This window comes from Enterobacter sp. 2VL, assembly GCF_005503595.1.
In the GTDB taxonomy this organism is placed as follows: Bacteria; Pseudomonadota; Gammaproteobacteria; order Enterobacterales; family Enterobacteriaceae; genus Enterobacter; species Enterobacter cancerogenus.
Genome location: NZ_SCNE01000002.1, coordinates 580466 through 606625 on the forward strand (window position 1 = coordinate 580466; position 26160 = coordinate 606625).

27 protein-coding genes are annotated in these 26160 nt (G+C 57.0%); 17 read left to right on the forward strand and 10 right to left on the reverse strand.

Features of this window, described 5'->3' with window-relative positions:
* Positions 1-12: 12 nt before the first annotated feature.
* The 3 genes from fimC to fimA form a co-directional block, all read right to left on the reverse strand.
* On the reverse strand, positions 13-705 hold the full coding sequence (fimC, locus tag FFS28_RS07150; protein ID WP_137849164.1) for a type 1 fimbria chaperone FimC: 693 nt from the start codon (positions 703-705) through the stop codon (positions 13-15).
* Between the two features lie 34 nt (positions 706-739).
* Positions 740-1282, reverse strand: a complete 543-nt coding sequence (gene fimI / locus FFS28_RS07155; RefSeq protein ID WP_006176988.1) for a type 1 fimbrial protein subunit FimI — start codon at positions 1280-1282, stop codon at positions 740-742.
* A gap of 68 nt (positions 1283-1350) precedes the next feature.
* Entirely contained in the window at positions 1351-1914 is a 564-nt protein-coding gene (fimA, locus tag FFS28_RS07160) for a type 1 fimbrial major subunit FimA (protein WP_137849165.1), read from the reverse strand.
* Positions 1915-2222: 308 nt separating this feature from the next.
* On the opposite strand from fimA, the gene folD reads away from it, so the two are divergent.
* The 5 genes from folD to FFS28_RS07185 all read left to right on the forward strand — a co-directional run bounded on the left by folD (position 2223) and on the right by FFS28_RS07185 (position 6854).
* On the forward strand, positions 2223-3089 hold the full coding sequence (folD, locus tag FFS28_RS07165) for a bifunctional methylenetetrahydrofolate dehydrogenase/methenyltetrahydrofolate cyclohydrolase FolD (RefSeq protein WP_058609965.1): 867 nt from the start codon (positions 2223-2225) through the stop codon (positions 3087-3089).
* 1 nt (position 3090) lies between these two features.
* Entirely contained in the window at positions 3091-3303 is a 213-nt protein-coding gene (ybcJ, locus tag FFS28_RS07170; RefSeq protein WP_088207804.1) for a ribosome-associated protein YbcJ, read from the forward strand.
* 356 nt (positions 3304-3659) lie between these two features.
* Positions 3660-5159: a PTS transporter subunit EIIC gene (locus tag FFS28_RS07175; RefSeq protein WP_042320878.1), complete on the forward strand. Its 1500-nt coding sequence runs from the start codon at positions 3660-3662 to the stop codon at positions 5157-5159.
* A gap of 83 nt (positions 5160-5242) precedes the next feature.
* A complete protein-coding gene (gene malI / locus FFS28_RS07180) occupies positions 5243-6259 on the forward strand; it encodes a Mal regulon transcriptional regulator MalI (RefSeq protein ID WP_088207805.1) in 1017 nt (338 codons plus the stop codon).
* A 73-nt stretch (positions 6260-6332) separates the two neighbouring features.
* Positions 6333-6854 (forward strand): metal-dependent hydrolase, encoded by a 522-nt coding sequence (locus FFS28_RS07185; protein WP_137849166.1) that lies wholly within the window; start codon positions 6333-6335, stop codon positions 6852-6854.
* Positions 6855-6944: 90 nt separating this feature from the next.
* On the opposite strand, the gene cysS is transcribed toward FFS28_RS07185, so the two are convergent.
* The gene (gene cysS / locus FFS28_RS07190) at positions 6945-8330 is read right to left on the reverse strand and encodes a cysteine--tRNA ligase (protein ID WP_137849167.1); all 1386 of its coding nucleotides are present in this window, start codon (positions 8328-8330) and stop codon (positions 6945-6947) included.
* 174 nt (positions 8331-8504) lie between these two features.
* On the opposite strand from cysS, the gene ppiB reads away from it, so the two are divergent.
* From ppiB to mnmH, 5 genes are all read left to right on the forward strand, one after another.
* Positions 8505-8999, forward strand: a complete 495-nt coding sequence (gene ppiB, locus FFS28_RS07195; RefSeq protein WP_006176980.1) for a peptidylprolyl isomerase B — start codon at positions 8505-8507, stop codon at positions 8997-8999.
* Positions 9000-9002: 3 nt separating this feature from the next.
* Entirely contained in the window at positions 9003-9725 is a 723-nt protein-coding gene (gene lpxH, locus FFS28_RS07200; RefSeq protein ID WP_137849168.1) for a UDP-2,3-diacylglucosamine diphosphatase, read from the forward strand.
* A 119-nt stretch (positions 9726-9844) separates the two neighbouring features.
* A complete protein-coding gene (purE, locus tag FFS28_RS07205; protein WP_137849169.1) occupies positions 9845-10354 on the forward strand; it encodes a 5-(carboxyamino)imidazole ribonucleotide mutase in 510 nt (169 codons plus the stop codon).
* On the forward strand, positions 10351-11418 hold the full coding sequence (gene purK, locus FFS28_RS07210) for a 5-(carboxyamino)imidazole ribonucleotide synthase (RefSeq protein WP_137849170.1): 1068 nt from the start codon (positions 10351-10353) through the stop codon (positions 11416-11418). The genes purE and purK overlap by 4 nt, the downstream gene beginning before the upstream one ends.
* Positions 11419-11502: 84 nt before the next feature.
* Positions 11503-12573 (forward strand): tRNA 2-selenouridine(34) synthase MnmH, encoded by a 1071-nt coding sequence (gene mnmH, locus FFS28_RS07215; protein WP_137849171.1) that lies wholly within the window; start codon positions 11503-11505, stop codon positions 12571-12573.
* 87 nt (positions 12574-12660) lie between these two features.
* On the opposite strand, the gene FFS28_RS07220 is transcribed toward mnmH, so the two are convergent.
* The 3 genes from FFS28_RS07220 to ybbA all read right to left on the reverse strand — a co-directional run bounded on the left by FFS28_RS07220 (position 12661) and on the right by ybbA (position 17086).
* Positions 12661-13806 carry a porin gene (locus tag FFS28_RS07220; protein ID WP_088207810.1) on the reverse strand — a complete coding sequence of 382 codons (1146 nt, stop codon included), beginning with the start codon at positions 13804-13806 and terminating at the stop codon, positions 12661-12663.
* Between the two features lie 182 nt (positions 13807-13988).
* Entirely contained in the window at positions 13989-16403 is a 2415-nt protein-coding gene (gene ybbP, locus FFS28_RS07225) for a putative ABC transporter permease subunit YbbP (RefSeq protein WP_137849172.1), read from the reverse strand.
* Complete coding sequence (gene ybbA / locus FFS28_RS07230; protein WP_137849173.1) at positions 16400-17086, reverse strand: putative ABC transporter ATP-binding protein YbbA; 687 nt, start codon at positions 17084-17086, stop codon at positions 16400-16402. Before ybbA ends, ybbP begins: the two co-directional genes overlap by 4 nt.
* Here ybbA and tesA point away from each other — a divergent pair.
* The 3 genes from tesA to FFS28_RS07245 are packed head-to-tail and all read left to right on the forward strand — an operon-like array spanning position 17057 to position 19392.
* Positions 17057-17680 carry a multifunctional acyl-CoA thioesterase I/protease I/lysophospholipase L1 gene (gene tesA, locus FFS28_RS07235; RefSeq protein WP_137849174.1) on the forward strand — a complete coding sequence of 208 codons (624 nt, stop codon included), beginning with the start codon at positions 17057-17059 and terminating at the stop codon, positions 17678-17680. The two genes, ybbA and tesA, sit on opposite strands and share 30 nt — an antisense overlap.
* Positions 17670-18479, forward strand: a complete 810-nt coding sequence (locus FFS28_RS07240) for an SDR family oxidoreductase (protein ID WP_006176971.1) — start codon at positions 17670-17672, stop codon at positions 18477-18479. The genes tesA and FFS28_RS07240 overlap by 11 nt, the downstream gene beginning before the upstream one ends.
* A gap of 58 nt (positions 18480-18537) precedes the next feature.
* Positions 18538-19392 carry a co-chaperone YbbN gene (locus FFS28_RS07245; protein ID WP_137849175.1) on the forward strand — a complete coding sequence of 285 codons (855 nt, stop codon included), beginning with the start codon at positions 18538-18540 and terminating at the stop codon, positions 19390-19392.
* 46 nt (positions 19393-19438) lie between these two features.
* On the opposite strand, the gene fetB is transcribed toward FFS28_RS07245, so the two are convergent.
* Both fetB and fetA read right to left on the reverse strand, forming a co-directional pair.
* Positions 19439-20221, reverse strand: a complete 783-nt coding sequence (fetB, locus tag FFS28_RS07250) for an iron efflux ABC transporter permease subunit FetB (RefSeq protein WP_058609956.1) — start codon at positions 20219-20221, stop codon at positions 19439-19441.
* On the reverse strand, positions 20208-20885 hold the full coding sequence (gene fetA, locus FFS28_RS07255; protein WP_137849267.1) for an iron efflux ABC transporter ATP-binding subunit FetA: 678 nt from the start codon (positions 20883-20885) through the stop codon (positions 20208-20210). Before fetA ends, fetB begins: the two co-directional genes overlap by 14 nt.
* Positions 20886-21272: 387 nt before the next feature.
* Here fetA and FFS28_RS07260 point away from each other — a divergent pair, with 387 nt between their 5' ends.
* The 4 genes from FFS28_RS07260 (at position 21273) to FFS28_RS07275 (ending at position 25625) form a co-directional block, all read left to right on the forward strand.
* The gene (locus FFS28_RS07260) at positions 21273-22895 is read left to right on the forward strand and encodes a hypothetical protein (RefSeq protein ID WP_137849176.1); all 1623 of its coding nucleotides are present in this window, start codon (positions 21273-21275) and stop codon (positions 22893-22895) included.
* A 354-nt stretch (positions 22896-23249) separates the two neighbouring features.
* Positions 23250-24104, forward strand: a complete 855-nt coding sequence (locus FFS28_RS07265) for a hypothetical protein (RefSeq protein ID WP_137849177.1) — start codon at positions 23250-23252, stop codon at positions 24102-24104.
* 157 nt (positions 24105-24261) lie between these two features.
* Positions 24262-25176 carry an SPFH domain-containing protein gene (locus tag FFS28_RS07270; RefSeq protein WP_006176963.1) on the forward strand — a complete coding sequence of 305 codons (915 nt, stop codon included), beginning with the start codon at positions 24262-24264 and terminating at the stop codon, positions 25174-25176.
* Positions 25173-25625, forward strand: coding sequence for an NfeD family protein (locus FFS28_RS07275; protein WP_137849178.1), 453 nt, complete (start codon positions 25173-25175; stop codon positions 25623-25625). The genes FFS28_RS07270 and FFS28_RS07275 overlap by 4 nt, the downstream gene beginning before the upstream one ends.
* On the opposite strand, the gene cueR is transcribed toward FFS28_RS07275, so the two are convergent.
* A complete protein-coding gene (cueR, locus tag FFS28_RS07280; RefSeq protein WP_006176961.1) occupies positions 25622-26032 on the reverse strand; it encodes a Cu(I)-responsive transcriptional regulator in 411 nt (136 codons plus the stop codon). The two genes, FFS28_RS07275 and cueR, sit on opposite strands and share 4 nt — an antisense overlap.
* Positions 26033-26160 lie beyond the last annotated feature (128 nt).

Sequence of the window (26160 nt, forward strand, 5' to 3'; positions counted from 1 at the left end):
CCCTGACTCTGCTCACAGACTGACGCTACGCGCGGGGGTAATCGCACCGTAATCATTCACGCTCTGCCAGGAGAGCGTCCCGCCTGCGGCTGCGGGCAACACCTGCTGCGCGGAATTTTTAGGGGCAATCATCAGGTTATCCAGCGTCTTTCCCCCCAGCCTGAGGTTAACCAGCGTGACGTAGTACGGCGAGGCGTTGCTGACCTTCAGGTGGTTTCCGACGCGTTCAAAACGCAGTTGGGAGAGCGCCTCTTCCGGCGGCATCGCCAGGTTAGCCGGGCGAACGAAGAGTTTGATGCGCGACAAAATAGCCAGCTGCAGCACGTTGCTGCCATCCTGATGAGATTTACTGACCGAGGGAATGGCTTTGACGTTCATGTAAAAGAGCGACTCGCGGTCTGCGGGCAGCGCCGGGCCGGCATAAATAATACGCAGCGTGTTTTCACTGTTCGGCTCGCTGACAAACAGCGGCGGGGTGACGGCAAAGGTCTTCTCTTTCTGCCCGCTGGCGTTTTCAACCCATGCGTTAATTAAATAACGCTCTTGTTTATTACTGTTGGTGATAGCCAGCGACGTCTGTTTAGCATCCGCCGGATAAATAACGCGCGTAGCCCCGAGCGCAATACCGCCGGAGGCCTGAGCGAAGGGGGAAACCATCATTAAAATAAAAGATAAAATCAGTCCTGGTTTAATTAGGATGTTCATCACAACCGTACCTTTAATTATGCGTTCGCAGGCGTTAGGGATAAATCAACGTAAACCAGACATCCGACTGAATATTGCCTGGCACGAGGTGTTCGGAAATAGCCCGGTAGCGGGCGCTGAAATGAAACGCCAGCTCACTGGTGTTAATGGGCAGCCAGCTTACCGCCGCTGCATTGGGGATAATCTGACGCTGTTGCTCGTCGAAAAGGGCCAGCCCTAAACCGCTGCTGATCGGGGCTTCGCCTGGCCGCGATGTCGCCAGGAAAACCTGCGGATCTTCAGCAGGGGTCGCGCCCTGAAACTGGATCCCCACGATGCGGGAGACATCCACGCTGCAGTCCAGCAGCCGCACGGTGAAAGGCACATTCACCGTTGAGTAACTGCCGACACCGGAAAAGGCGTTGGTGCGATACTGCCCCATGTCTACGCGCATATTCTGGCTGTCGGGTGCCACGGCACAACCGCCGTTGACCAACTCCCCTCTGAGGTGCACTTTGCCGCCGTCGATGATGACGGTATGGGCGAATGCCGGCAGCGCCATCGCAAGGGTTAACAGCAGTGTCCCTGTCCTTCTCATCCTTCATTCCCGCCGTTAGCGTTAGAGGGCCTCCTCCCTGAGGCCAGTAACATCCCTGTGCAGAAGACTTATTCGTATTTCATCACGAAGGTGGCGTCAGCGTTCGCCTGGCCTGGCGTGGTCGCCGCGGCGGTCGCTTTATAGCGCGCGGTGAAGTTCAGGATGTTGGTTCCTTCAATCAGGTTCTGCGCCGCAGAGAAGGTGGCACCGTCCGGGGTCAGCGTGGTGGATTTGCTGTCGAGGATTTCGATACCTACCCCTTTCGCGGAGTTGTCGTTGTTACCGGATGTCACCGCCAGCAGGGTTTTGTCGGTAGCATCGATTTGGCCGGTGAACGCAACAGCAGCGGTTTTCGCTACCTGCGGATCGCAATCGTTCAGCTCAATGGTGAAAGGAATATTAGAGGTGGTGTCACCCACTTTGGTGAATTTCGCGGTACGGTACTGGCCGAGTTTAACCGTCTGCTCGGAAGAATCGGTATTTACGGAACACGCCGCATTCACTAATTCACCTTTAAAATGCACGGTACCGCCATTAACGGAAACTGGCGTGGTGGTATCTTCTGCATGCGCGGCACCCGCGATTAGGGCCAGTGCAGCAATAACGGTCGTAGCAATGTTGCTAAGTTTCATGTCTATTCCTTTAAAATGTAAATAACCCTTCCCGCAAAAACGGGAATAAGAAATATGCTCAATCAATCAAATGAAAGATTATTTCGGAGGAAACAAAGTAGCCGAGGAACGAATATTAAAACATGTCAAAACACTGCCATTTCGCCAGGTCACATCCTAATCGCGCCTAAGAAATTGACCCTGTCGTCATCAGGGCTTTTGTTCGCGGATCGGGAATTCTCGCAAAGGGTGACTGACAGCGGCGCTCGCTTCTGACAAAATACAGGCAATCCCCCCTTTTGAACGTTACAGACGGAATCCTCTCTCTGATGGCAGCAAAAATTATTGACGGTAAAACGATTGCGCAGCAGGTGCGCTCTGAGGTCGCGGAAAAAGTGATGGCGCGTAAAGCGGCAGGTCTTCGCGCGCCAGGGCTGGCCGTTGTGCTGGTTGGCAGCAACCCGGCCTCGCAGATTTATGTCGGCAGCAAACGCAAAGCGTGTGAAGAAGTTGGCTTCGTCTCGCGCTCTTACGATCTGCCGGAGACCACCAGCGAAGCGGAACTGCTGGAACTTATCGACACCCTGAATGCCGACAAAGCGATCGACGGCATCCTGGTGCAGCTGCCGCTGCCTGCGGGCATCGACAACGTGAAAGTGCTTGAGCGTATCGCGCCGGACAAAGACGTTGACGGCTTCCACCCGTACAACGTGGGTCGCCTGTGCCAGCGCGCCCCGCGCCTGCGCCCGTGCACCCCGCGCGGTATCGTGACGCTTCTCGAGCGTTATAACATCGATACCTACGGCCTGAACGCCGTGGTGATTGGCGCGTCGAATATCGTGGGCCGTCCGATGAGCATGGAGCTGCTGCTGGCAGGCTGCACCACCACCGTGACCCACCGCTTCACCAAAAATCTGCGCCATCACGTCGAAAATGCCGACCTGCTGATCGTGGCCGTCGGTAAGCCGGGCTTTATTCCGGGTGAGTGGATCAAAGAGGGCGCCATTGTCGTGGATGTCGGGATTAACCGACTGGAAAGCGGCAAAGTGGTGGGCGACGTGGTGTTTGAAGATGCCGCAGCCCGTGCGTCATACATTACCCCAGTTCCGGGCGGCGTAGGCCCGATGACCGTAGCAACATTAATTCAGAATACCTTGCAGGCCTGCGAGGAGTATCACGACGTAGAGGACGCGTAAGATGGCGACATTTTCATTAGGTAAACACCCGCACGTTGAGCTGTGCGATCTGCTGAAGCTGGAAGGCTGGAGCGAAAGCGGCGCACAGGCCAAAATCGTGATCGCCGACGGACTTGTAACGGTCGATGGCGTGGTGGAAACCCGCAAGCGCTGCAAAATCGTTGCGGGCCAGACCGTGAGCTTTGAAGGCCAGAGCGTGACTGTTACCGCCTGAGCCGTGTGGTGCCCGGTGGCGCGACGCTTACCGGGCCTACATACTGAGTTTATATTGCCCCTCACCTCGGCCCTCTCCCCACAGGGGCGAGGGAGAAGACCGCACCGGGCAGTCCCCTCTCCCCTGTGGGGAGAGGGTTAGGGTGAGGGGAACAAACCGCTCTTCTCTCACTTTATCCCCCACATCCATCACGGTTAATTATCGATCAACTTCAAAGAATCACTATTTCGTTTACCGAATTGTGAAATTTAAGTTGCGCGCTTTTCGGGCTTTCCTCACGATAAGTAGAACGTTCTACTAAAACGTTCTACTAACAATAACAGCGCTAAAAAAAGCGCTACTCGGGGGAAGTCAGCATGAGTCTGATATCAGGGTTTGTTAAATCGTTGTCTAAGTTATCGATGATTGGCCGCGCCTTAATGCTGCCAATTTCACTGCTTCCCGCTGCGGGCCTGCTGCTGGCTTTCGGCGATAAGTTTCATCTGCCGCTGATGATGAACGCGGGCGGGGTTATCTTTGATAACCTGCCGATGCTGTTTGCCATCGGCTCTGCCGTGGGTCTGGCGTCCGAATCCGGTATCGCCGCGCTATCTGCGGCGGTCTCGGTGTTTGTCACCAACATTACCATCAGCACCGTGCTGAGCATCACGCCGGAAATGGCCTCTCAGGGCGGGAAATACGCCATGGTGGTCGGCATTCCGACGCTGCAAATGGGCGTCTTCGGCGGGCTTATCTGCGGTATTCTCGCGGCCTGGTGTTACAACCGTTTCCACACCATGCAACTGCCGGAGTTCCTCGGCTTCTTCTCGGGTAAGCGTTTTGTGGCGATCGCGACGGCGTTCCTGTCGTTCCTGCTCGGCCTGCTGCTGCCGTACGTCTGGCAGCATATCCAGTCCGGCATCGACGCGCTTTCGGTGGTGGTAAACGGCGATAATCAGGCGGCCTCGACCTTTATCTTCGGTCTGGTGGAGCGTGCGCTGATCCCGCTAGGCCTGCACCACATCTGGTACCCGTCGTTCTGGTACTCGTTCGGGGATTACACCACCCAGGCGGGCCAGGTGATCCACGGCGACCAGACCATCTGGTTCAAGATGCTGGAAGAAGGGGTGAAATCCTTTAGCAGCGACACCTACCAGAACGCCGGTAAGTTCATGCAGGGGGAATTCCCGCTGATGCTGTTCGCGCTGCCTGCGGCGTGTCTGGCGATGTACCACGAAGCGCACACCAAAAATAAGAAAATCGCGGCCGGTATTCTCTTCTCCGCCGCACTCACCTGCTTCCTGACGGGGATCACCGAGCCGGTCGAGTTCACCTTTATCTTCGTGGCACCGATTCTGTACGTCTTTAACGCCATCATGGCGGGCCTGGCCTACATGACCATGTACCTGATGCATGCCCATATTGCCAAGTCGTTCTCTGCGGGCTTTATCGACTATCTGTCGTTCGGGATCTTGCCGTCGTTTAACGGCTACCAGACCAACTTCCTGAGCGCCATTATCATCGGCATCCCGATGGGCCTGATTTACTACTTCACGTTCCGCTTCGTGATCCGTCGCTTCGACGTGAAAACGCCGGGCCGTACCGAAGTGACCGCCAATGCGGATGACAAATCCGATTCCGAACTGGCAACCGATATCATCGGCCTGCTGGGCGGCGCGCAGAATATCAACTCCGTGGGATCCTGTATCACCCGCCTGCGTCTGGAAGTGGCGAAAAGCGAGGCGGTGGATAAAGACGGCCTGAACGGACTCGGCGCACGCGGTGTTGTCTTCGTGGGCGACAACGGGATTCAGGTGATTTTCGGTGCCAGAGCACAGTTTATCGCCCAGACCATGTCCACGATGATCGGCAAATAATAAGATGCCTGAACGATACGTCTCCTGTACGCTGGGAGACGTGTCATATCTGGCTGATAATCGGTAAATTTCAGGGAGCGGTTTTGAAGAAAGTCAGCATTATTGATGTCGCAAAGCATGCGGGGGTCTCGGTTTCTACCGTGTCGCTGGTGCTACGCCAGAAAGGGAAAATCTCAGAGGCCACGATCGGGAAGGTCAATGCTGCCATCACTGCGCTCGGCTATGTTCATAACGTCGCTGCCGCCAATCTTCGCGCCAACACCTCCAATCTTATCGGCCTGATCCTGCGGGACTTCAGTGACAGCTTTTCCATCAAGGTGATGGCAAGCATTGTTCAGGAGCTGGAGAAACAGGGCTACATGGTTTTTCTCGGCCAGCCACTGAACGATGGCGATCGGCTGGCGCGCTGCCTGCTGTCGTTTAAGCAGCAGGGCGTGGCGGGGGTGATCTATCTTGCCTCCGATACCCGTACCGCCGCTCTGCCGGAGCATATTCGTCAGTGTCCGCTGCCGCTGGTGGTGGTGTCTCAGTCTCTGCTGGATGAAAAATGCAACCTGGTGATGCGCGACAACCGCCAGGCGGCGAACCTTGCCGCGCGCTATCTTATCGAGCGTGGTCATCGCGCTATTGCCTATATTGGCGGGCGTGAAGGCTGTCATATCCGCGAACAGCGTCTGCTCGGGTTTCGCAGCGCGCTGACGCAGAACGGGCTGGTCTGGCGGGAGGAGTTCTCCCCGGCCTGCAGCGATGATACGCTGGCGGCCGGTTACGCCACCCGTCATCTGCTGGAAAAAAACAACAGCATCACCGCCCTGCTCTGCCACTCGCCGGATGCGATGATCGGATCTGTTTCCGGCATCCACCAGGTGGGGCGTACCGTCGGTAAAGACGTGTTTCTGACGCAGCAGGTCGCGCTGGTGGGTTTTGAAGATATGCTGCACGTGAACCTTACCTCGCCGTCTTTCACCTATGTTTCCTCGGCCAGCGAAGAGACCGGACGGCAGGCCGCCGGGCTGATGATCCGCAAGCTCAAAGAGCCGGAACTGCAAACCCAGCGTATCACCCTTTCCGGCCAGCTTATCGCCCGCGAATCGGCGTAAAATCAGAATTTAACCCCGCTCTTTTTGTCGGCATTCGCTGCTATATTTCCCTGCTTTAGCCTGGAATATACCGATGCCGACCGTTATCACTCACGCTGCCGTTCCGCTGTGCCTGGGCTTAGGGCTGGGAACAAAGGTTATCCCTCCGCGCCTGCTGTTTGCGGGTGTTGTCCTCGCCATGCTGCCGGACGCCGACGTGCTGGCGTTTAAGTTCGGCGTGGCCTATGGCAACGTCTTCGGCCACCGCGGCTTTACCCATTCACTGCTGTTTGCCTTTGTGGTGCCCCTTCTCTGCGTGTTCATTGGCCGACGCTGGTTCAGGGCAAGCCTGACCCGCTGCTGGCTGTTTCTCACCGTATCGTTGCTGTCGCACAGCCTGCTGGATTCAATAACCACAGGCGGAAAAGGCGTCGGCTGGCTGTGGCCGTGGTCGGATGAACGGTTCTTCGCACCGTGGCAGGTGATTAAGGTCGCGCCGTTTGCGCTATCGCGCTATGCCACGCCGTACGGGCATCAGTTGATACTTTCAGAACTGCTGTGGGTATGGCTGCCGGGGGCGGTGGTGCTGGGGGTGCTGTGGTGGAAGCGGAGGTAAAAGAAAAGCCGGGTGGCGGCTACGCCTTACCCGGCCTACGGTCTGGATTTGTAGGCCCGGTAAGCGTAAGCGCCACCGGGCGTGACGAACTTACTTACGGCGCCAGGTCGTGCCCTGCGGGCCATCTTCCAGAATTATGCCCATCTCGGTCAGACGGTTACGCGCTGCATCTGCGGCCGCCCAGTCTTTCGCCTGACGTGCTTCCAGACGCGCCTTGATAAGCCGCTCAATCTCAGCCACTTCACCCTCGTCTGCCTGGGCACCGCTCTGCAGGAACGCGTCTGGCTCCTGCTCCAGCAGGCCGAGCACGGAGGAGAGCTTACGCAGGTGCGATGCCAGCGCGTTCGCCGCGGCCATGTCCTCAGACTTCAGGCGGTTCACTTCGCGCGCCATGTCGAACAGCACGGAGTAGGCTTCCGGCGTGTTGAAGTCATCGTTCATCACCTCAACAAAGCGGGCTTCAAACGCCTCGCCGCCCGCAGCCGGTACTGACTTATCGGTGCCGCGCAGCGCGGTGTACAGACGCTCCAGCGCCGAGCGCGCCTGCTTCAGGTTCTCTTCGCTGTAGTTCAGCTGGCTGCGGTAGTGACCGGACATCAGGAAGTAGCGCACGGTTTCCGCGTCGTAATACTTCAGCACGTCGCGCACGGTAAAGAAGTTGCCCAGCGATTTCGACATCTTCTCGCGGTCAACCATCACCATGCCGGAGTGCATCCAGTAGTTGACGTATTCGCCGCCGTGGGCGCAGGTAGACTGTGCAATTTCGTTCTCATGGTGCGGGAACATCAGGTCCGATCCGCCGCCGTGAATATCGAAGTGTTTGCCCAGCTGTTTGCAGTTCATCGCGGAACATTCAATGTGCCAGCCCGGACGGCCTTCGCCCCACGGAGACGGCCAGCTTGGCTCGCCCGCTTTGGACATCTTCCACAGTACGAAGTCCATTGGGTTGCGCTTCACGTCAACCACGTCAACGCGCGCACCGGCCTGAAGCTGCTCCAGATCCTGACGGGAGAGCTGGCCGTATGTGGGGTCGGTCGGCACGGAGAACATCACGTCGCCGTTGTCGGCAACATAGGCGTGGCCACGTTCGATCAGCTTTTCGGTGAGATCGATAATTTCATGAATATGGTGCGTTGCGCGCGGCTCGCTGTCCGGGCGCTGGATGTTCAGCGCATCAAAATCGTTGTGCATTTCGGCGATCATGCGATCGACCAGCGCCACAAAGCTTTCGCCATTTTCATTAGCGCGCTTAATGATTTTGTCGTCGATATCGGTGATGTTGCGCACGTACTTCAGGTTGTAGCCCAAAAAACGCAGGTAACGCGAAACCACGTCGAAAGCAACAAAGGTACGGCCATGGCCGATATGACAGAGGTCGTAAACCGTAATACCACACACGTACATGCCGACTTCCCCGGCATGGATAGGTTTAAATTCCTCTTTTTGGCGCGTCATTGTATTAAAGATTTTTAACATCGAAGATTCCATGTAAACACGTGTGTGGACGAAAACCGACTATTCTACCCGTAATTCAAACCCGAAGCAGCACACAATGCAAGGTGATCGCGCCTTGTGGTTATGCTATAACAAGCCCCTATATGTGGCCCGAGCACGGGTCGACGTACCACAATAACGGAACAGGATGCAAAAATGGTTACTTTCCACACTAATCATGGCGATATCGTAATCAAGACCTTTGATGACAAAGCGCCTGAAACAGTTAAAAACTTCCTGGACTACTGCCGCGAAGGTTTCTACAACAACACTATTTTCCACCGTGTGATCAACGGCTTTATGATCCAGGGCGGCGGTTTCGAACCTGGCATGAACCAGAAAGAGACGAAAGAAGCGATCAAAAACGAAGCGAACAACGGGCTGAAAAACACCCGTGGTACGCTGGCGATGGCGCGTACTCAGGCTCCTCACTCTGCAACCGCGCAGTTCTTCATCAACGTGGCTGACAACGACTTCCTGAACTTCTCTGGCGAAAGCCTGCAGGGTTGGGGCTACTGCGTATTCGCAGAAGTGGTTGAAGGAATGGACGTGGTTGATAAGATCAAAGGCGTTGCCACTGGCCGCAGCGGTATGCACCAGGACGTTCCTAAAGAAGACGTTATCATCACAAGCGTGACCGTCAGCGAGTAATTCGTGGCGACACTCTTTATTGCAGATCTGCATCTGCAAACAGAAGAACCGGCGATCACCGCCGGTTTTCTGCGTTTTTTACGCGGTGAAGCGAAAAGCGCCGATGCGCTGTATATTCTGGGCGATCTGTTTGAAGCCTGGATTGGCGACGACGACCCCACCCCGCTGCACCGTGAAGTGGCTGAGGCCATTAAGACGCTGGTGGATTCCGGTGTTCCCTGCGCCTTTATCCACGGCAACCGCGATTTCCTGCTGGGCAAACGCTACGCGCGTGAATCCGGCATGACGCTGCTGCCGGAAGAGCAGGTGCTCGATCTCTATGGCCGCAAGGTGCTGATCATGCACGGCGATACGCTCTGCACCGACGATACCGGCTACCTGGCGTTTCGCGCCAAAGTGCATACGCCCTGGATCCAGACGCTGTTCCTCGCCCTGCCGCTGTTTATCCGCAGCCGTATCGCGGCCAAAATGCGCGCGAGCAGTAAAGCCGCCAACAGCAGCAAATCGATGACCATTATGGACGTTAACCCGCAGGCAGTGGTTAACATGATGGAAAAACACCGCGTCCAGTGGTTGATCCACGGTCATACCCATCGCCCTGACGTACACGACCTTATCGCCAACGGCGAACCCGCGCATCGCGTGGTATTAGGCGCATGGCACAGCGAAGGTTCGATGGTCAAGGTCACCCCCGACGGCGTTGAGCTGATCGCCTTTCCGTTCTGATTTTCCCGCGTAATTTTGCGGCAAGTTTACCCGCGCAACCGTTTTCCTTGCCGATATTACATGCTATTCTCTGTGCCCTCGAAAGCAGTGTGTTCCGCACCACAGGAGTTTTAAGACGCATGTCTTCCCGCAATAATCCGGCGCGTGTCGCCATCGTGATGGGGTCCAAAAGCGACTGGGCTACCATGCAGTTCGCCGCCGAAATCTTCGAAATCCTGGACGTTCCGCACCACGTTGAAGTGGTCTCCGCACACCGTACTCCCGATAAGCTGTTCAGCTTCGCCGAAGGCGCAGAAGAGAACGGCTACGCGGTGATTATTGCCGGTGCGGGCGGCGCAGCACACCTGCCGGGCATGATTGCCGCCAAAACGCTGGTGCCGGTACTGGGCGTTCCGGTCCAGAGCGCGGCATTGAGCGGTGTCGATAGCCTCTATTCCATCGTCCAGATGCCGCGCGGTATTCCTGTGGGTACGCTGGCGATTGGCAAAGCGGGTGCGGCCAACGCCGCCCTGCTCGCTGCACAGATCCTGGCGACCCAGGATAAAGCGCTGCATCAGCGTCTGGTTGCGTGGCGTAAAACCCAGACCGACGAGGTGCTGGATAACCCGGACCCACGAGGTGCGGCATGAAGCAGGTTTGCGTTCTCGGCAACGGTCAGTTGGGCCGTATGCTGCGTCAGGCCGGTGAGCCGCTGGGGATTTCCGTCTGGCCCGTCGGGCTGGACGCCGAACCGGAAGCCGTGCCGTTCCACCAGAGCGTCATTACCGCCGAGATTGAACGCTGGCCGGAAACCGCCCTGACCCGCGAACTGGCGCGCCATAATGCCTTCGTTAACCGCGATGTGTTTCCGATCATCGCCGACCGTCTGACGCAAAAACAGCTGTTCGATAAGCTCGGTCTGGCGACCGCGCCGTGGCAGCTGCTGTCTGACAAACGTGAGTGGAATGACATCTTCGCGATGCTGGGCGAGCTGGCTATCGTTAAGCGCCGCGTGGGCGGTTACGACGGGCGCGGCCAGTGGCGACTGCGCGCCCATGAAACCGCTGAACTGCCGGAAGAGTGCTACGGCGAGTGCATCGTTGAGCAGGGCATCAACTTTATCGGTGAAGTATCGCTGGTTGGGGCTCGCGCCCATGACGGCAGCACGGTGTTCTATCCGCTGACGCATAACCTGCATCAGGACGGCATTCTGCGCACCAGCGTGGCCTTCCCGCTGGCTAACGCCGGGCAGCAGGCGCAGGCGGAAGAGATGCTCTCTGCCATCATGCACGAGCTGGGCTACGTGGGCGTGATGGCGATGGAGTGCTTTATCACGCCGTCCGGTCTGCTGATCAACGAGCTGGCACCGCGCGTGCACAACAGCGGCCACTGGACGCAAAACGGCGCGTCGATTAGCCAGTTTGAACTGCATCTGCGCGCCATTACCGACCTGCCGCTGCCGCAGCCGGTGGTGAACAGCCCCTCGGTGATGATCAACCTGATCGGTACCGATCTTAACTACGACTGGCTGAAGCTGCCGCTGGTACATCTGCACTGGTACGATAAAGAGGTTCGCCCGGGCCGTAAGGTCGGTCACCTGAACCTTAATGATTCCGATACAGACCGCCTGCGCGCGACGCTGGAAGCCATTACCCCGCTGTTGCCGACGGACTATGCGAGCGGCATTGTCTGGGCGCAATCAAAGCTTAAGTAAGTCATCTGCGCCGGGGAGTTGATCTTCCCCTTCCCCGGCGTACAATCCCCGCCCATTGCTGCTTAGTTTTCTTCTGGAATAACCATGAACGATGGAACGGACTATCGCGCGATCCTCGCGTCCGATACCCCTTTAATCGACGTTCGCGCGCCGATCGAATTTGCCCAGGGCGCGATGCCCGCCGCCATCAACCTGCCCTTGATGGACGACGACGAGCGTGCCGCCGTCGGCACCTGCTATAAACGTCAGGGGCCGGAAGCGGCGCTTGCACTCGGTCACAGTCTGGTTGCGGGCGCAACGCGCGACGAGCGGATTAACGCCTGGCGTGAGGCCAGCCTTGCCCACCCTGACGGCTATTTTTGCTGCGCGCGTGGTGGCCAGCGTTCGCATATTTCACAGGCCTGGCTGAAAGAGGCGGGTATCGACTACCCGCTGATCCGCGGCGGCTATAAGGCCCTGCGTCAGGCCGCGATTCAGGCGACGGTCGAGCAGTCACAAAAACTGATGGTGCTTATCGGCGGCTGTACCGGAAACGGTAAAACCCTGCTGGTAAAACAGCATGCGCAGGGTATCGATCTGGAAGGGCTGGCGCATCATCGCGGCTCGTCATTTGGCCGCACCCTTACGCCGCAGCTTTCCCAGGCGAGCTTTGAAAATCATCTTGCGGTTGAGCTATTGAAAAAAGATGCCGCGCGCTGGGTGCTGGAAGATGAAGGCCGGATGATTGGCTCCAACCATCTGCCGGAGTGCCTGCGCGACCGCATGGTTGAGGCCCCGATCGCCGTCGTGGACGATCCGTTTGATGTTCGCCTTGAGCGGCTGCGCGAAGAGTATTTCGACCATATGTGGGCGGACTTCTCTGCCGCCTATGGCGAAGAAGCTGGCTGGAAAGAATACAGCGAATACCTGCATCACGGCCTTTACGCTATTCGCCGTCGTCTGGGGCTGCAGCGCTATGCCGAATTGACTGCCCTGCTTGATTCCGCGTTGCTTGAACAGCAACGGACGGGCTGCACTGAGGTTCACTTTAGCTGGCTTGCGCCCCTGCTTAACGACTATTACGACCCGATGTACAGCTATCAGCTTGAGAAGAAAGCGGACAAGATTGTTTATCGCGGCACGTTCGCAGAGGTTGCGGACTGGTTGAACCGCTGAAAAAAGCCGGGTGGCGGCTGCGCCTTACCCGGCCTACGATTGCTTTTGTCGCCCCGGTAAGCGCAGCGCCACCGGGGAACAGACGGCTTAGAAATCGTAACGCAGACGCACCAGGTTCATATCGCCCAGGTCGTCGGTGCTGGAGGTGAACACGTGCTCGTAATCCACGCGGAAACCATAATCCAGCTGGAAGCTGATACCCACGCCGTTGTCGATGCGCTGGTAGTTGCGGCCATTCACATACTGGATGCGATCGCCCATGAAGTAAGGCTGGATGGATTTCACCGCATACTGGCCGACCGGGAATTTATAGCCTGCGAAGTATTCAATACCCCACGCGTCACCCGCGAAATAGTTATCGGTAGAGACTTTTTTGGTGGTCAGGAAGTTCTGATACCAGCCGCCGCCTGCGGAGAAGGTCCAGTTATCCGGCGTCCAGCTCAGCGCGGTGCCGAGGATGTTCTGGTCGTAGGATTTGCTGTCGCCGTTGTCCGGGTTACGCATATCTGCGCGGGTATAGTTCCACGCCGCGCCCCAGGTCAGGTCGGTGGTCAGGTGGTAATCCAGACCCAGTGAACCGCCGCCTTTACGTTTGTAACGCAGGCCGTTGCCTGGCAGGTATTCGCTGTCTTCAAACAGGTAGGATGCATAGATATCCGCATCGCCAACGGTTTTCTTATATTTCAGCATTTTGCGTGAACGATAAGAGCCGTCGTAATCGCCATTGATACCGTTACCCGGTGCCTGACCGATCATGTCGTAGTCCCAGATATCGGTTTTCGCGCCAACCACGTCGTAGTAAACGCTGTTCTGCTGGCCGAAGGTCAGCGTACCCCAGGTATCACTCTTCAGGCCGGTGTAAAGCATGCGGCGGGAGGTGTCGTTCGCGCCTTCCGCGTAGTGGTTGTCCCAGTTAAACAGCGCAGGAATGTTCACGCCCAGCTCGTAATAGCTTACCCAGCTGATGTCATCAAACAGGTAGTAATCTGCTGCGAAGCGGAAACGGGTGCCGCCGTCGAAGCCGTTACGCTTGTAGGAACCTTTGTCACCGTCGCCGGTCATCATGTTGAACTGTGGACGGATGCTGCCGCCCACGGTGAAGTTCAGACGGCTCAGCGGATCGCCCGCCTGAGGATCTTGTTTAAGAACGGTGATTTCCGCCTGGGATGCGAAGGTGGTTAATGCCACTGCCGCGCCGATCGTTGCCGCCAGCGCTGATTTTTTTATAGTCATTATTTTTCCTTGATAGACACGCTGCTAAATATTTAGCTGGTGAATATTAACCGGAAATAATCGGGCTGTGTGGGCAGGTTTTTAATGATTTGTGCTACTAAATGCGTGGGTATTATCGTTTCGTGCTACCAAATGATTACGCACCAGCATATAAACCGGTGCGTAATCATCACAACGCTAAACTAACTGACAAACTGGCGGAACAGCGCCTTGCCTTTCAGAAGCCGCGTCCCGAGCCAGCCGCCGCACAATGAAAGCAGGATCGCACCGCTCAGGGGCAGGATGACCCACAAACGCCAGTCCGGCTCCCAGGGGAAATCAAAGACCCTGGTCTGGAGTACCGCCAGCGCCGTCTCCGCGCCGATGGCCGCTACCAGCCCGGCCACCAGACCGAGCAGGGCGAACTCGCTCCACAGCGTGGCGCGCAGCAGCCGCTTACCGGCTCCCAGCGTGCGGTAGACCACCAGCTCCTGATGCCGCTGGCGCATGCCGACCTGCACCTGAGCCAGCAGCAACAGCACGCCGCAAATCGTCACCAGCACCACCATCACCTCCAGCGCACGGCTCACCTGCTCCAGCACCTGCCCCACCTGCTTAAGGATCGCACCGATATCCAGCAGGCTCACCGTCGGGAACTCCCGGTTAAGCTGGGTCAGCATGCCATTGCCATTCTCCCAGCGGAAGCTGGTCAGCCAGCTCTGCGGCTGACCGTCGAGGGCACCCGTCGGGAAGATAAAGAAGAAATTGGGCCGCAGGCTTTCCCAGTCGACCTTGCGCAGGCTGGTCACGCTGGCGCTGAAGTCCTGCGTGTCGCCGGTGAAGGTCACGCGATCCCCCAGCTTCACGTTCAGGCGCTTCGCCAGCCCCTCTTCCATCGACACCTCGCCCGCTTTCGGCGGCCAGGCGCCGGCGGTAATCGGGTTATGGTCCGGGCGTTTATCCTGCCAGGTCAGGTTCAGCTCGCGGTTAAGCGATTCATCCTTATTGCCGTCGGTCGACAGACCATTAATTTGCGTCAGACGCGCGCGAACAATCGGGTAGAACGCCTCCGGCACGATCTGATGCTCAGACAGGAAGCCTTTTAGCGGCGTCACCTGCTCGGGGGCAATGTTGATCAGGAAATAGTTCGGGCTTTCCGGCGGAAGCTGCTGCTGCCAGCGATCCAGCAGATCGCCACGCAGTACCAAAAGCAGCGCCAGCAGCATAAACGACAGCGAAAATGCCGAAAGCTGGCTGAGAGTGGACCACGGCTGATGCAGCAGACGGTTAACCGCCAGCCGCACCGGCAGGGATTTTACCGTGAGTTTTTTCATTACCTTCAGCAGCAGCCAGCCCACCACGCCGCACAGCAGCGCCAGCACCACCGCGCCCGCCAGAACGGCCCACAGCAGCGTGCTGCCGCCCATCAGCCAGGCCAGCAGGCCAACCGCCACGGCGATGATCACCGGCAGGTAAAACCTCAGCGGCCAGACGTTCGCCACCGCATCGCGGCGCAGCACGCGCAGCGGTTGGGTGGCAAGCAGCAGCCGGTACGGGCGCAGCCCCACCAGCAGGGAAATTACGGTCATCGCGCCAATGGCCCACAGCCACGGCCAGAGGCTGGCGGGGGGCAGCGCGGCTGGCAGCACCGGTTTGAGCAGCACCATCAGCAGCTTTTCAAACAGCAGGCCTATTGCCCCGCCGGTAACAGCAGACAGCGCCAGCACCATCAGCCACTGGCCGACGATCAGCCTGCGCAGTTGCGCCCTGCCCGCTCCCAATGTTTTGAGGATCGCCACTAGATCGTAACGGCTGCGGCAGTAGTGCCCCATCGCCACGGCAACCGCCGCGACGGCCAGCAGCAGAGTTAACAGCGCCGAAAGCAGCAGGAACTGCTGGGAGCGTTCGAGGGATTTACCCAGCGCCCCGTCGTCCTGCTCCAGCCCGTACCAGCGGTGTTCCGGCTTGAGCTGCGGCAACAGCCATTTTTCATAGGCCTCAAGCTGGGCAGGCGTGCCGCCGAACTTGTAGCGCCAGGTGACTCGGCTCCCCGGCTGAACGGCGTGGGTTTTCGCCACATCCGCGGTGCTCATCAGCAGGCGCGGCGCAAGCTGGAACGGGTTAAAGCCGGAGTCAGGCTCCTGGACCACCTCCCCGGCAATGGTCAGCGTGGCATCGCCCACGTCAATGCTGTCGCCGATTTTCAGGTTCAGTAAGGCCATCAGGCGCGGGGCGAGCAGCACCGTGCCGGGCGTCGGTTTGAGCCCGGGCGGATTGGTCTGCAACTCGCCGTACATCGGATAGATATCATCCACCGCTTTGACGCTGGCGAGCTGCGGGGTATCGCCCGCGAAGGTCATGGTCTGGAAAGTGAGCTGCTCGCCAATCTTCAGCCCTGTCCTGCGCGCTTCGTCAATCCACGCGGAGGAGACCGGGCGCGAGCTTTGCAGCGCCCTGTCGCCCGCCATAAATTCGCGGCTTTGCTGGCTTAACCCTTTTTCCATGCGGTCGCTGACGCTGCCGAGCGCCAGCACGCACGCCACCGCCAGGCTTAACGCCAGCCAGACAATCAGCAGCGACGGCGAGCGCCATTCGCGCCAGAACCAGCGGGCAATCATGCTTCCTCCTGAAGAATACCGTTCACCAGACGCAGGCGTCGGTCGCAGCGCGCGGCCAGCTGCGGATCGTGCGTCACCAGTATCAGGGTCGTGCCGTGTTCACGGTTGAGCGAAAACAGCAGATCGGCAATTTTGTCCCCGGTTTTGCGGTCCAGGTTGCCGGTCGGTTCATCGGCAAAAAGCACCTCCGGACGACCGTTGAAGGCGCGCGCCAGGGCGACACGCTGCTGTTCACCGCCGGAAAGCTGGGCCGGAAGATGATCGAGACGTTTTCCCAGCCCCAACTGCTCAAGCAGCGCTTTGGCGTGATCGCGACTCTCGCGGGTCTTTTCGCCGCGCAGCAGCCCCGGCAGTTCGACGTTTTCAAGGGCGTTCAGCGTCGGGATAAGCATGAAGGACTGAAAGACAAACCCGATATGCCGGGCACGCAGCGCGGCGCGCGCCTCTTCATCAAGCTGGTGCAACGGCTGCCCGACCAGATTGACCTCGCCGCTACTGCCGTCGTCCAGCCCGGCTAAAATCGCCAGCAGCGTGGACTTACCGGAACCGGATTCGCCAATCAGCGCGATGGTTTCAGCGCGTTTGACAACGAGTTCAACTCCGGTAAGGATGGAAAGCTCGTGTTCCCCCTGACCGACGGACTTCTCAAGACGATGAACTTCAACAATGTTTTCCGCTGGCATTTGCCCTTCCTGTTTTTGATTCTGTTGACCTTCCGCGCGGCGGCAGCGGACACATTACTTATTCTGGGTGACAGCCTGAGCGCAGGCTATCGTATGGCGGCCAGTGCGGCCTGGCCTGCGCTGCTCAATGACAAATGGCAGAGTCAGACCACCGTCGTGAACGGCAGCATCAGTGGCGATACCTCACAGCAGGGGCTGTCGCGCCTGCCCGCGCTGCTCAAACAGCATCAGCCGCGCTGGGTGCTGGTGGAGCTGGGCGGCAACGATGGTCTGCGCGGTTTCCAGCCTCAGCAGACGGAACACACCCTGCGCACCATTCTGCAGGACATCAAGGCGGCTAACGCCCAACCCCTGCTGATGCAAATTCGCCTGCCCGCAAACTACGGTCGTCGGTATAATGAAGCCTTTAGCGCGATTTACCCTAAGCTTGCCAAAGAGTTTGATATTCCGCTGCTGCCATTTTTCATGGAAGAGGTCTATCTCAAACCCCAATGGATGCAGGACGACGGTATTCACCCCAATCGCGATGCTCAGCCGTTTATTGCCGACTGGATGGCAACGCGACTGGCTCCTTTAGTTAAACATGACTCCTAATTCAGCGGAGATCCTGACAGGTAAAGTTATGCAAAAATCGGTCTTAATTACAGGATGTTCCAGCGGAATCGGCCTTGAAAGCGCGCTCGAACTGAAGCGCCAGGGATTTTGGGTGCTGGCCGCCTGCCGCAAACCTGAGGACGTGGCACGGATGACAGGCATGGGACTGACCGGCATTCTGTTGGACCTGGACTCCCCCGAGAGCATTGAACGTGCCGCAGATGACGTGATCGCCCTGACCGACAACCGTCTGTTCGGTCTGTTCAATAATGCCGGTTACGGCGTTTACGGCCCGCTGCAGACCATTTCCCGCGAACAGCTCGAGCAGCAATTTTCCGCCAACTTCTTCGGCATCCACCAGCTGACAATGCGCCTGCTTCCGGCAATGCTGCCGCACGGGGAGGGTCGCATCGTGATGACCTCCTCGGTGATGGGGCTGATATCTACCCCCGGACGTGGCGCCTACGCCGCCAGCAAATATGCGCTGGAAGCCTGGTCCGATGCGCTGCGCATGGAATTGCGCCACAGCGGGATCAAGGTCAGCCTGATCGAGCCAGGCCCCATCCGCACCCGGTTTACCGATAACGTTAACCAGACGCAGTCGGATAAACCGGTCGAAAACCCCGGGATCGCCGCACGTTTTACGCTCGGGCCGGAAGCGGTCGTCGCGAAAGTGCGCCATGCTTTTGAGAGTGACAGACCGAAAATGCGCTATCCGGTAACGCTGGTGACACACGCCGTTGGCTGGTTAAAACGCCTGCTGCCGGGCCGAATGATGGACAAAATTTTACACGGCTGAGTTGAAGCGTCGCCGCTGACCCCCATGTAAAGTACAAACCGATAAAAGAGAATGCCGCATGTCCGTACAGAATATCGTCAATATTACTGAAGCAAACCTGCACCAGACGCTCGAACAGTCGATGACGAAACCGGTGCTGTTCTACTTCTGGTCTGAACGCAGCCAGCACTGCCTTGAGCTGACGCCTGTCCTTGAGCGTCTCGCCGCGCAGTACAACGGTCAGTTCATTCTGGCAAAACTGGATTGCGACGCAGAGCAGATGGTGGCCTCACAGTTTGGCCTGCGCGCGATCCCAACGGTGTATCTGTTCCAGAACGGCCAGCCTGTTGATGGGTTCCAGGGCCCGCAGCCAGAAGAGGCGATCCGCGCCCTGCTGGATAAAGTGCTGCCGCGTGAAGAAGAACTGAAAGCGCAGGAAGCCATGGCGCTGATGCAGGACGGCAAATACGACGAGGCGCTGCCGCTGCTGAAAGAGGCATGGCAGTTATCGAACCAGGAGAGCCAGATTGGCCTGCTGCTGGCGGAAACGCAGATTGCCCTTCACCGTTCAGAAGACGCCGAAGCGGTGCTGAAAACCATTCCACTGCAGGACCAGGATACCCGCTATCAGGGACTGGTGGCGCAGATCGAGCTGCTGAAACAGGCGGCAGATACCCCTGAGATCCAGCAGCTTCAACAGCAGGTTGCCGACAACCCGGACGATGCTGCGCTTGCCAGCCAGCTTGCGCTGCAGTTACATCAGGTGGGCCGTAACGAAGAGGCGCTGGCGCTGCTGTTCGGCCATCTGAAACAAGATCTGGGTGCCGCAGACGGCCAGGCGCGTAAGATGTTCCAGGAGATCCTCGCCGCGCTGGGTACCGGCGACGCGCTGGCATCAACCTATCGCCGCCAGCTGTATGCCCTGCTCTACTGATAAAAAAAGCCCGGTGGCGCTGCGCTTACCGGGCCTACCTTTTCTCTCAGCGCGTCTCTTTCAACTGCGTCACCACCAGCTGATGGCGCGCGTTGTAAAACTTCCGATAGGTTAAGTAGCAAGCGATGATGGTCGACAGGCTCGCCGTCGAGAGCAGCATGAAGGTCACCATAATCTGATACTTGATCGCCTTGACCGGGTCGATCCCCGCGAAGATCAGCCCCGACATCATGCCGGGCAAACTGACCAGCCCGACCGTTTTGGCCGAATCCACCGTCGGGATAAGCGATGATCGAATGCTATCCCGAATCAGACGCGCCGACGCCATTTTGGGCGTTGCCCCGAGGCTTAGCTTCTCCTGAATCTGCTGCTGCTCGCTGCTAAAGCGCTGGCCCAGATTGTTATAGCACAGCCCTACCGCCACCATCGCGTTGCCGGCGATCATCCCGGAAATGGGTATGACCTGCATCGGGGTGAACTCAATCGAGCCGGACAGCACCAGAACCGCCAGCGTCAGGGCGGTGCCGGTGGCGATCGCGATAAACGACGAGAGAAATGCCTTATCAATATACTTGCTGCGCTTTTGCGCGTTCCATGCCGCGTTGAAGCAGATAAACAGCACCATCAGCAGCGTGAGTACCGCGTGATTAACGTTGAAAATGTACTTCAGCACATAGCCGACAATGATGAGCTGGATAATCGCGCGGCAAATACTCCACAGAATATCTTTCTCCAGCCCCAGCTTTTCCCGGTAGCTGACCACGATCGCCACCAGCACCAGCAGCATCGAAAACGCCAGCGATTCGTTGGTAATGTTATGCTCGCCCACGGTTTGCCTCCTGCATTTTCCCGCTCTGCGGTTTAAGGGTGATGACGTCATCCGCATGGGTAATTTCGTTTGCGTCGTGCGTCACCCACAGCACGCCAATGTTCTGCTCACGCGCGTAGCCGTGCACAATTTCATTGACGTTGCGTTTGTTGACCTCGTCAAGCGCGCTGGTGATTTCATCCAGCAGCAGCACCTTCGGTAAGAACTGCAGGTTGCGGATCAGCGACACGCGCTGCTTCTCCCCGCCCGACAGTTCATTAATCGATTTGGTCAGCGTCTCCGGTGACAGGCCGAACCGCGCCAGATCGTCGGTAAAGCGCTGCGGATCGGGCGTTTTGTTACGCAGCAGCCAGGGGAAGATCAGGTTGTCGTAAACCGTTTCGCCAAACAGCGACGGCGTTTGCACACAGTAAGACACCTGCTGCCGATAGCTTTCCGGCGTAAGGGTGGCAATATCCTTTCCCTCAAACATCACGGTGCCCTCTGTCGGGCTGAGCAACGACGCCACAATTTTCAGCAGCGTGCTTTTGCCGCAGCCGGACGGCCCGGTGATCAGCTTGAACTCCCCGGCTGAAAGCGTGAAATTAACCTGCTGCAGGATAGCGGCATCCCCCACGCGATAGCCTACCTCATTGATCTGCAATAGAACGTTATGGTTTCCCATCATTCTCCCTTTTATTTAAAAGACTATAAAAAGTCTAATTCGAACCCAAAAACCACACTTTAATTAAGACTTTTATACACCTGTATCTGCGCATACCTGCAGTTATGACAGCCCACTTCCGATCACAAAAATGGCAAATTTCGTTCGAAAGCGCGCGCTGCATCGCAAAAACCAGCAGTGTAAACGGTCACTTAACAAACACTTTTTAATGATTTAAGTCAAAAAATAACACATAGACACAATCTAGAATCAGCCACACAAAAGTCAAATCAAAGACTATGCAAACCTTAATTAATCCCTAAATAAACTGTTATTACTCACACAACGAAGTCATCGATAACTTTACGTGTGAAATGACGCCTAATGATGATAGTCAGGAAGTGAAAAATGAGAACCACCGTTAAGATGCTGGCCTCTGGCATGGCGATGTGCTTTGTTGCGCCGGCGGCATTAGCCATCAGTACTGAGCAAGCCGCGACCAATCTGCAGGGCGCTGCACAATTCTCCCATCTCGCAAGAAAATCGTATAGCACGGCGTTGCAGACCGAGAGAGTTACCGGCCAGGCCATGTATGCCGCATTTTCTCAATACGGCGTTTATTCCCCTGAGGCCACAGCAGCCGTTCAGGCACACAGCGATGCCATTGATCGGATCAAGGCTGCACGCCTTGAGGACAAATTCGGCAGAACACAGCTGGACGCCGCGCGTCTGGCATTAAAAACGGCAACCCCTGATGCCGTTCCGACATCCCACGCCGTGCCACAGCCTATTCCTCAGGCAACGCCACAGGCGATCCCGAAGCCGATGAAAGCCCCTTTGCTGAAAGTCCAGGCCGTGCCGCAGGCTGTTCCTCAGGCCATTCCGCAGGCGATCCCGCAGCCGATGAAAGCCCCTGTGCTGAAAGTTCAGGCCGTGCCGCAGGCTGTTCCTCAGGCCATTCCGCAGGCGATCCCGCAGCCGTTGAAAGCCCCTGTGCTGAAAGTTCAGGCCGTGCCGCAGGCTGTTCCTCAGGCAACGCCGCAGGCCATCCCGCAGCCGATGAAAGCCCCTGTGCTGAAAGTTCAGGCCGTGCCGCAGGCTGTTCCTCAGGCAACGCCGCAGGCCATCCCGCAGCCGATGAAAGCCCCCGTGCTGAAAGTCCAGGCCGTGCCGCAGGCTGTTCCTCAGGCAACGCCGCAGGCGATCCCGCAGCCGATGAAAGCCCCCGTGCTAAAAGTTCAGGCCGTGCCGCAGGCTGTTCCTCAGGCAACGCCGCAGGCGATCCCGCAGCCGATGAAAGCCCCTGTGCTGAAAGTTCAGGCCGTGCCGCAGGCTATTCCTCAGGCAACGCCGCAGGCGATCCCGCAGCCGAAGAATGCCCCGGTGCTGACAGTCGAGTCTGTGTCGCAGAAAACCCCTCAGCCCGTGCTGCCTGCTCAAAAAACACCACCGCTTCCTCACACCGGAACGTCTACCTCTACAACGCTGATCGCTAAAACCCCGGTATTGACTACAACGACAGGCCTGCCAAAAAGCACCCTGATCAATCCGCAAACGCCTCGCACCAGTAGCGTCACTTACATTGATAACACGACGAAAACGACAACGACCACAGAGCCTTCAGCGAAGGCAAACGGTTCTGCCGGTACCGTCACCGAGATCAATCAGGTGAACAATTACTATGTTGCCCAGAGCAATAACCGTCAGGTTGCGGATAACTCGCAGCGCATCGAGAACAACAGCCAGCGCATCGAGAGCAACAGCAAGGCTATCGATCGCAACGCGAGAGAGATTGATGACACCCGGGACGAACTGAAACGTGGCCTGAATAACGCCGCGGCGATGTCCAGCCTCCACTATCACTCAGATAACGCATGGGCGCTCTCAACCGGCACCGCTAACGGCGATGGGGCGGCGCTGGCAGCAGGGATCCAGAAAGGGGTTACCAGCCACGTTGCGGTAAACATGCAGGCATCAAGCTCCTTCGACAGCGGCTGGATGGCAGGCGCGGGTATTTCTGGCGATTTTTAATCTCATTTAATCCAGCGGGCCGTCTTAAAAGCGGCCTGTTAATTTTTTCTTATTAATTAGCACCTCACAATGAAATGAACGCTGTTCGCGGTTCTGGTCTTTATTACCCGCAGCCTGGCGGGTTGCGTCAGGCACACTACGCTCTCCCTTGCCCCACCCTTACGCATTCAACCCTTCATTAGTCAGTAAAATGTCAATCATATTTGACATGTTGACATTAAAAAGTAACGTATATCTTCCATTTGTGATCGCTAAAAGGTTCACGCACGCGCTGCTAATAGCCTATGCCACTGCGCGGTGTTAAACTTTTTAGCATACAAATTGACACTCTTATAACTATAGGAAGTATGCGGCATGACACATATCTTTTATGAGTTCTCTTCCCTGAAGCCAGGCGTTCCTGATGTTGAAACATTAATGGAAGTCATCAATTCTTCAGAACTCACGAGTTTTGTCATCGGTGCAGAGGTCGTCGATTTTGTTAAGAAGGCGCTGATCGTGAACACCACGATTGGCAGCTTTAAAAATTGTTATTTTGCCTTCGACGATGGCGCGCACTTTATCGAATTTGACAGTAAGGGAAAATCGAAACGCTTTAGCGAAATACCGGACTGGTTCGTCTCTCCGGCTGAGTATTCCCGCACACAGTGGCTGATTAACCATAATCTCGCGAAGGTAAAAGCCACCCAGTTTATTGATGTTTTGCTGTCCTACCCGCTTAAAGAGCGTCGTGCGCACTGCAATCTGCTGTTTGGCCTTGATCTTGAAAAAGTGAATGCGAACCCGGCGTCGGTAACATCGCCGCGAAAACCGGGCAATAAAAACGGCAAAACCACCAAGCCGCGCGTGACCGATCTCAACTCATTCGAGCTTTTTAGCCAGTTTTTTGAACGCATGAAGCGCGCGGTCTATGCCAATGAATTTCCGACCCTGCAGGTACTGACCGACAGCGAAAATCTCGCCAAAGCCCCGCAGAACTTAAAGCAAGGGATCAGAACGTGGTTTAAAGCCATAACAGGCGACCTCCCACCAAACAACAAGCGAGTTGAAGCGGGGAACGCGGTCCTGTTCTGCGCCCCTATCCGCGAGCAAATCCAGCAAATCGAAGCCCTGGGGCTTGAAAATTACTATCAGGGGCTTTCTAAAGCCATTGCCGATGAGGGCGACGGTTTCATCGCCGATTTTACCTATACCCATCCCGCCAACTGACCTCTCGCGCCCTGCCATCCGGCGGGGCGTTTTCCTTTTTCCAGTCTGTAAACAACCTCTTTAAAGAGGCGATTTTATATCCGATAGCCGATATACTGACGAATACTACACACGCGTTTTTTTTCATTTTTTTTGGCATGTAAAACAGGAGGTTTTAATGCTCATCGTAATTCCAGTTCTTATCTTCGTTGCGCTGGTCATCGTCGGCGCTGGCGTCAAAATTGTCCCGCAGGGCTATCAGTGGACGGTCGAGCGCTTTGGCCGCTACACCAATACGCTGACGCCAGGTTTGAGCCTTATCGTGCCTTTCATGGACAGAATCGGTCGTAAGATCAACATGATGGAACAGGTGCTGGATATTCCGTCCCAGGAGGTCATCTCCAAGGACAACGCCAACGTCACCATCGATGCGGTCTGCTTTATTCAGGTGATCGATGCGCCAAAAGCGGCGTACGAAGTCAGCAACCTGGAACTGGCTATCGTCAACCTGACGATGACCAACATCCGTACCGTGCTGGGTTCGATGGAACTGGATGAGATGCTCTCCCAGCGTGACAGCATCAACACCCGCCTTCTGCACATTGTCGATGAAGCGACCAATCCGTGGGGGATCAAAGTCACCCGTATTGAGATCCGCGACGTTCGCCCTCCGGCAGAACTGATTTCCTCCATGAACGCCCAGATGAAAGCGGAACGTACCAAGCGCGCCTATATCCTGGAAGCTGAAGGCGTACGTCAGGCAGAAATCCTAAAAGCGGAAGGGGAAAAGCAGTCGCAGATCCTGAAAGCCGAGGGCGAGCGTCAGTCGGCATTTTTGCAGGCCGAGGCGCGTGAGCGTTCGGCAGAAGCAGAAGCCCGTGCGACGCAAATGGTATCCGAGGCGATTGCCGCCGGGGATATTCAGGCGGTGAACTACTTCGTTGCGCAGAAATACACGGACGCGCTGAAAGAGATTGGCTCGGCGAACAACAGCAAGGTGGTGATGATGCCGCTGGATGCCACCAGCCTGATGGGCTCTATCGCAGGTATCACCGAACTGATCAAAGACAGCGGAAACGAGCGTAAAAGATGATTGAGCTTATCGTCGCCCATCCTCATGCCTTCTGGCTTAGCCTTGGGGGCTTATTGCTCGCCGCCGAGATGCTGGGGGGCAACGGTTATCTGCTCTGGAGCGGCATCGCTGCCGTGATCACCGGGCTTGTCGTCTGGCTGCTGCCGTTTGGCTGGGAAGGACAAGGCGTCTTGTTCGCGGTTCTGACTCTCGTTGCCGCGTGGCTGTGGTGGCGCTGGCTTAACAAACGGGTGAGCGAGCAAAAACCCGCGGATGCTCATCTCAACCAGCGCGGGCAGCAGATCGTCGGCAGGCGTTTTACGCTCGATACCACCCTGGTGAATGGCCGCGGCCACATGCGCGTGGGTGACAGCTCGTGGCCGGTCGTGGCCGATGAAGACCTCACTGCCGGAACGCAGGTAGAGGTCATGGCAGTAGAAGGGATAACGCTGCGGGTCAGGGCCTGCTAGCTATGCACCTTGCGATGACAGCAGCCGGAAAGATTGTCGATAATCGGGCAGTCGGCGCTGTCATCTCCCGGGCAGGCATTCGCCAGCTGCAGCAGCTGTTCACGCATCGTCTGCAGCTCAACAATATGCCGTTCGATCTCCGCCACTTTTTCCAGCGTGCGTTTTTTGACGTCGGCGCTGTGGCGTTTCGGATCGTTAAACAGGTTCACCAGCTCGCCGCACTCTTCAAGGTTAAATCCTACCTGCCTTGCCTGTCGCAGTAGCGTCAGCTCGTCAAGGTGCCGCTGGGTGTAGCTGCGATAGCCATTCTCGCTGCGCAGCGGCGGCGTCACCAGCCCTTTCTCTTCGTAAAAACGGATCGCTTTGCTGGTTAATCCGGTTTTTTTCGCCACATCACTGATATTCATTTTCCCCTCCGGCTGTTGGTGTTTTCAGTCATCGGCCTTCTGATATTGTAAGCCTGGCCGGGCAATAACCCATCTCTTTCTGGCATACGCACCGCATTAGAAGATATATCTCATATGATTCAAATGGC

What these genes read in the sequence shown, in the direction of transcription:
- fimC (WP_137849164.1), bottom strand. Translation starts at nt 705, where the DNA reads ATGAACATCCTAATTAAACCAGGACTGATTTTATCTTTTATTTTAATG.
- fimI (WP_006176988.1), bottom strand. Translation starts at nt 1,282, where the DNA reads ATGAGAAGGACAGGGACACTGCTGTTAACCCTTGCGATGGCGCTGCCG.
- fimA (WP_137849165.1), bottom strand. Translation starts at nt 1,914, where the DNA reads ATGAAACTTAGCAACATTGCTACGACCGTTATTGCTGCACTGGCCCTA.
- folD (WP_058609965.1), top strand. Translation starts at nt 2,223, where the DNA reads ATGGCAGCAAAAATTATTGACGGTAAAACGATTGCGCAGCAGGTGCGC.
- ybcJ (WP_088207804.1), top strand. Translation starts at nt 3,091, where the DNA reads ATGGCGACATTTTCATTAGGTAAACACCCGCACGTTGAGCTGTGCGAT.
- FFS28_RS07175 (WP_042320878.1), top strand. Translation starts at nt 3,660, where the DNA reads ATGAGTCTGATATCAGGGTTTGTTAAATCGTTGTCTAAGTTATCGATG.
- FFS28_RS07185 (WP_137849166.1), top strand. Translation starts at nt 6,333, where the DNA reads ATGCCGACCGTTATCACTCACGCTGCCGTTCCGCTGTGCCTGGGCTTA.
- cysS (WP_137849167.1), bottom strand. Translation starts at nt 8,330, where the DNA reads ATGTTAAAAATCTTTAATACAATGACGCGCCAAAAAGAGGAATTTAAA.
- ppiB (WP_006176980.1), top strand. Translation starts at nt 8,505, where the DNA reads ATGGTTACTTTCCACACTAATCATGGCGATATCGTAATCAAGACCTTT.
- purE (WP_137849169.1), top strand. Translation starts at nt 9,845, where the DNA reads ATGTCTTCCCGCAATAATCCGGCGCGTGTCGCCATCGTGATGGGGTCC.
- purK (WP_137849170.1), top strand. Translation starts at nt 10,351, where the DNA reads ATGAAGCAGGTTTGCGTTCTCGGCAACGGTCAGTTGGGCCGTATGCTG.
- mnmH (WP_137849171.1), top strand. Translation starts at nt 11,503, where the DNA reads ATGAACGATGGAACGGACTATCGCGCGATCCTCGCGTCCGATACCCCT.
- FFS28_RS07220 (WP_088207810.1), bottom strand. Translation starts at nt 13,806, where the DNA reads ATGACTATAAAAAAATCAGCGCTGGCGGCAACGATCGGCGCGGCAGTG.
- ybbP (WP_137849172.1), bottom strand. Translation starts at nt 16,403, where the DNA reads ATGATTGCCCGCTGGTTCTGGCGCGAATGGCGCTCGCCGTCGCTGCTG.
- tesA (WP_137849174.1), top strand. Translation starts at nt 17,057, where the DNA reads ATGAACTTCAACAATGTTTTCCGCTGGCATTTGCCCTTCCTGTTTTTG.
- ybbA (WP_137849173.1), bottom strand. Translation starts at nt 17,086, where the DNA reads ATGCCAGCGGAAAACATTGTTGAAGTTCATCGTCTTGAGAAGTCCGTC.
- FFS28_RS07240 (WP_006176971.1), top strand. Translation starts at nt 17,670, where the DNA reads ATGACTCCTAATTCAGCGGAGATCCTGACAGGTAAAGTTATGCAAAAA.
- FFS28_RS07245 (WP_137849175.1), top strand. Translation starts at nt 18,538, where the DNA reads ATGTCCGTACAGAATATCGTCAATATTACTGAAGCAAACCTGCACCAG.
- fetA (WP_137849267.1), bottom strand. Translation starts at nt 20,885, where the DNA reads ATGGGAAACCATAACGTTCTATTGCAGATCAATGAGGTAGGCTATCGC.
- FFS28_RS07260 (WP_137849176.1), top strand. Translation starts at nt 21,273, where the DNA reads ATGAGAACCACCGTTAAGATGCTGGCCTCTGGCATGGCGATGTGCTTT.
- FFS28_RS07265 (WP_137849177.1), top strand. Translation starts at nt 23,250, where the DNA reads ATGACACATATCTTTTATGAGTTCTCTTCCCTGAAGCCAGGCGTTCCT.
- FFS28_RS07270 (WP_006176963.1), top strand. Translation starts at nt 24,262, where the DNA reads ATGCTCATCGTAATTCCAGTTCTTATCTTCGTTGCGCTGGTCATCGTC.
- FFS28_RS07275 (WP_137849178.1), top strand. Translation starts at nt 25,173, where the DNA reads ATGATTGAGCTTATCGTCGCCCATCCTCATGCCTTCTGGCTTAGCCTT.
- cueR (WP_006176961.1), bottom strand. Translation starts at nt 26,032, where the DNA reads ATGAATATCAGTGATGTGGCGAAAAAAACCGGATTAACCAGCAAAGCG.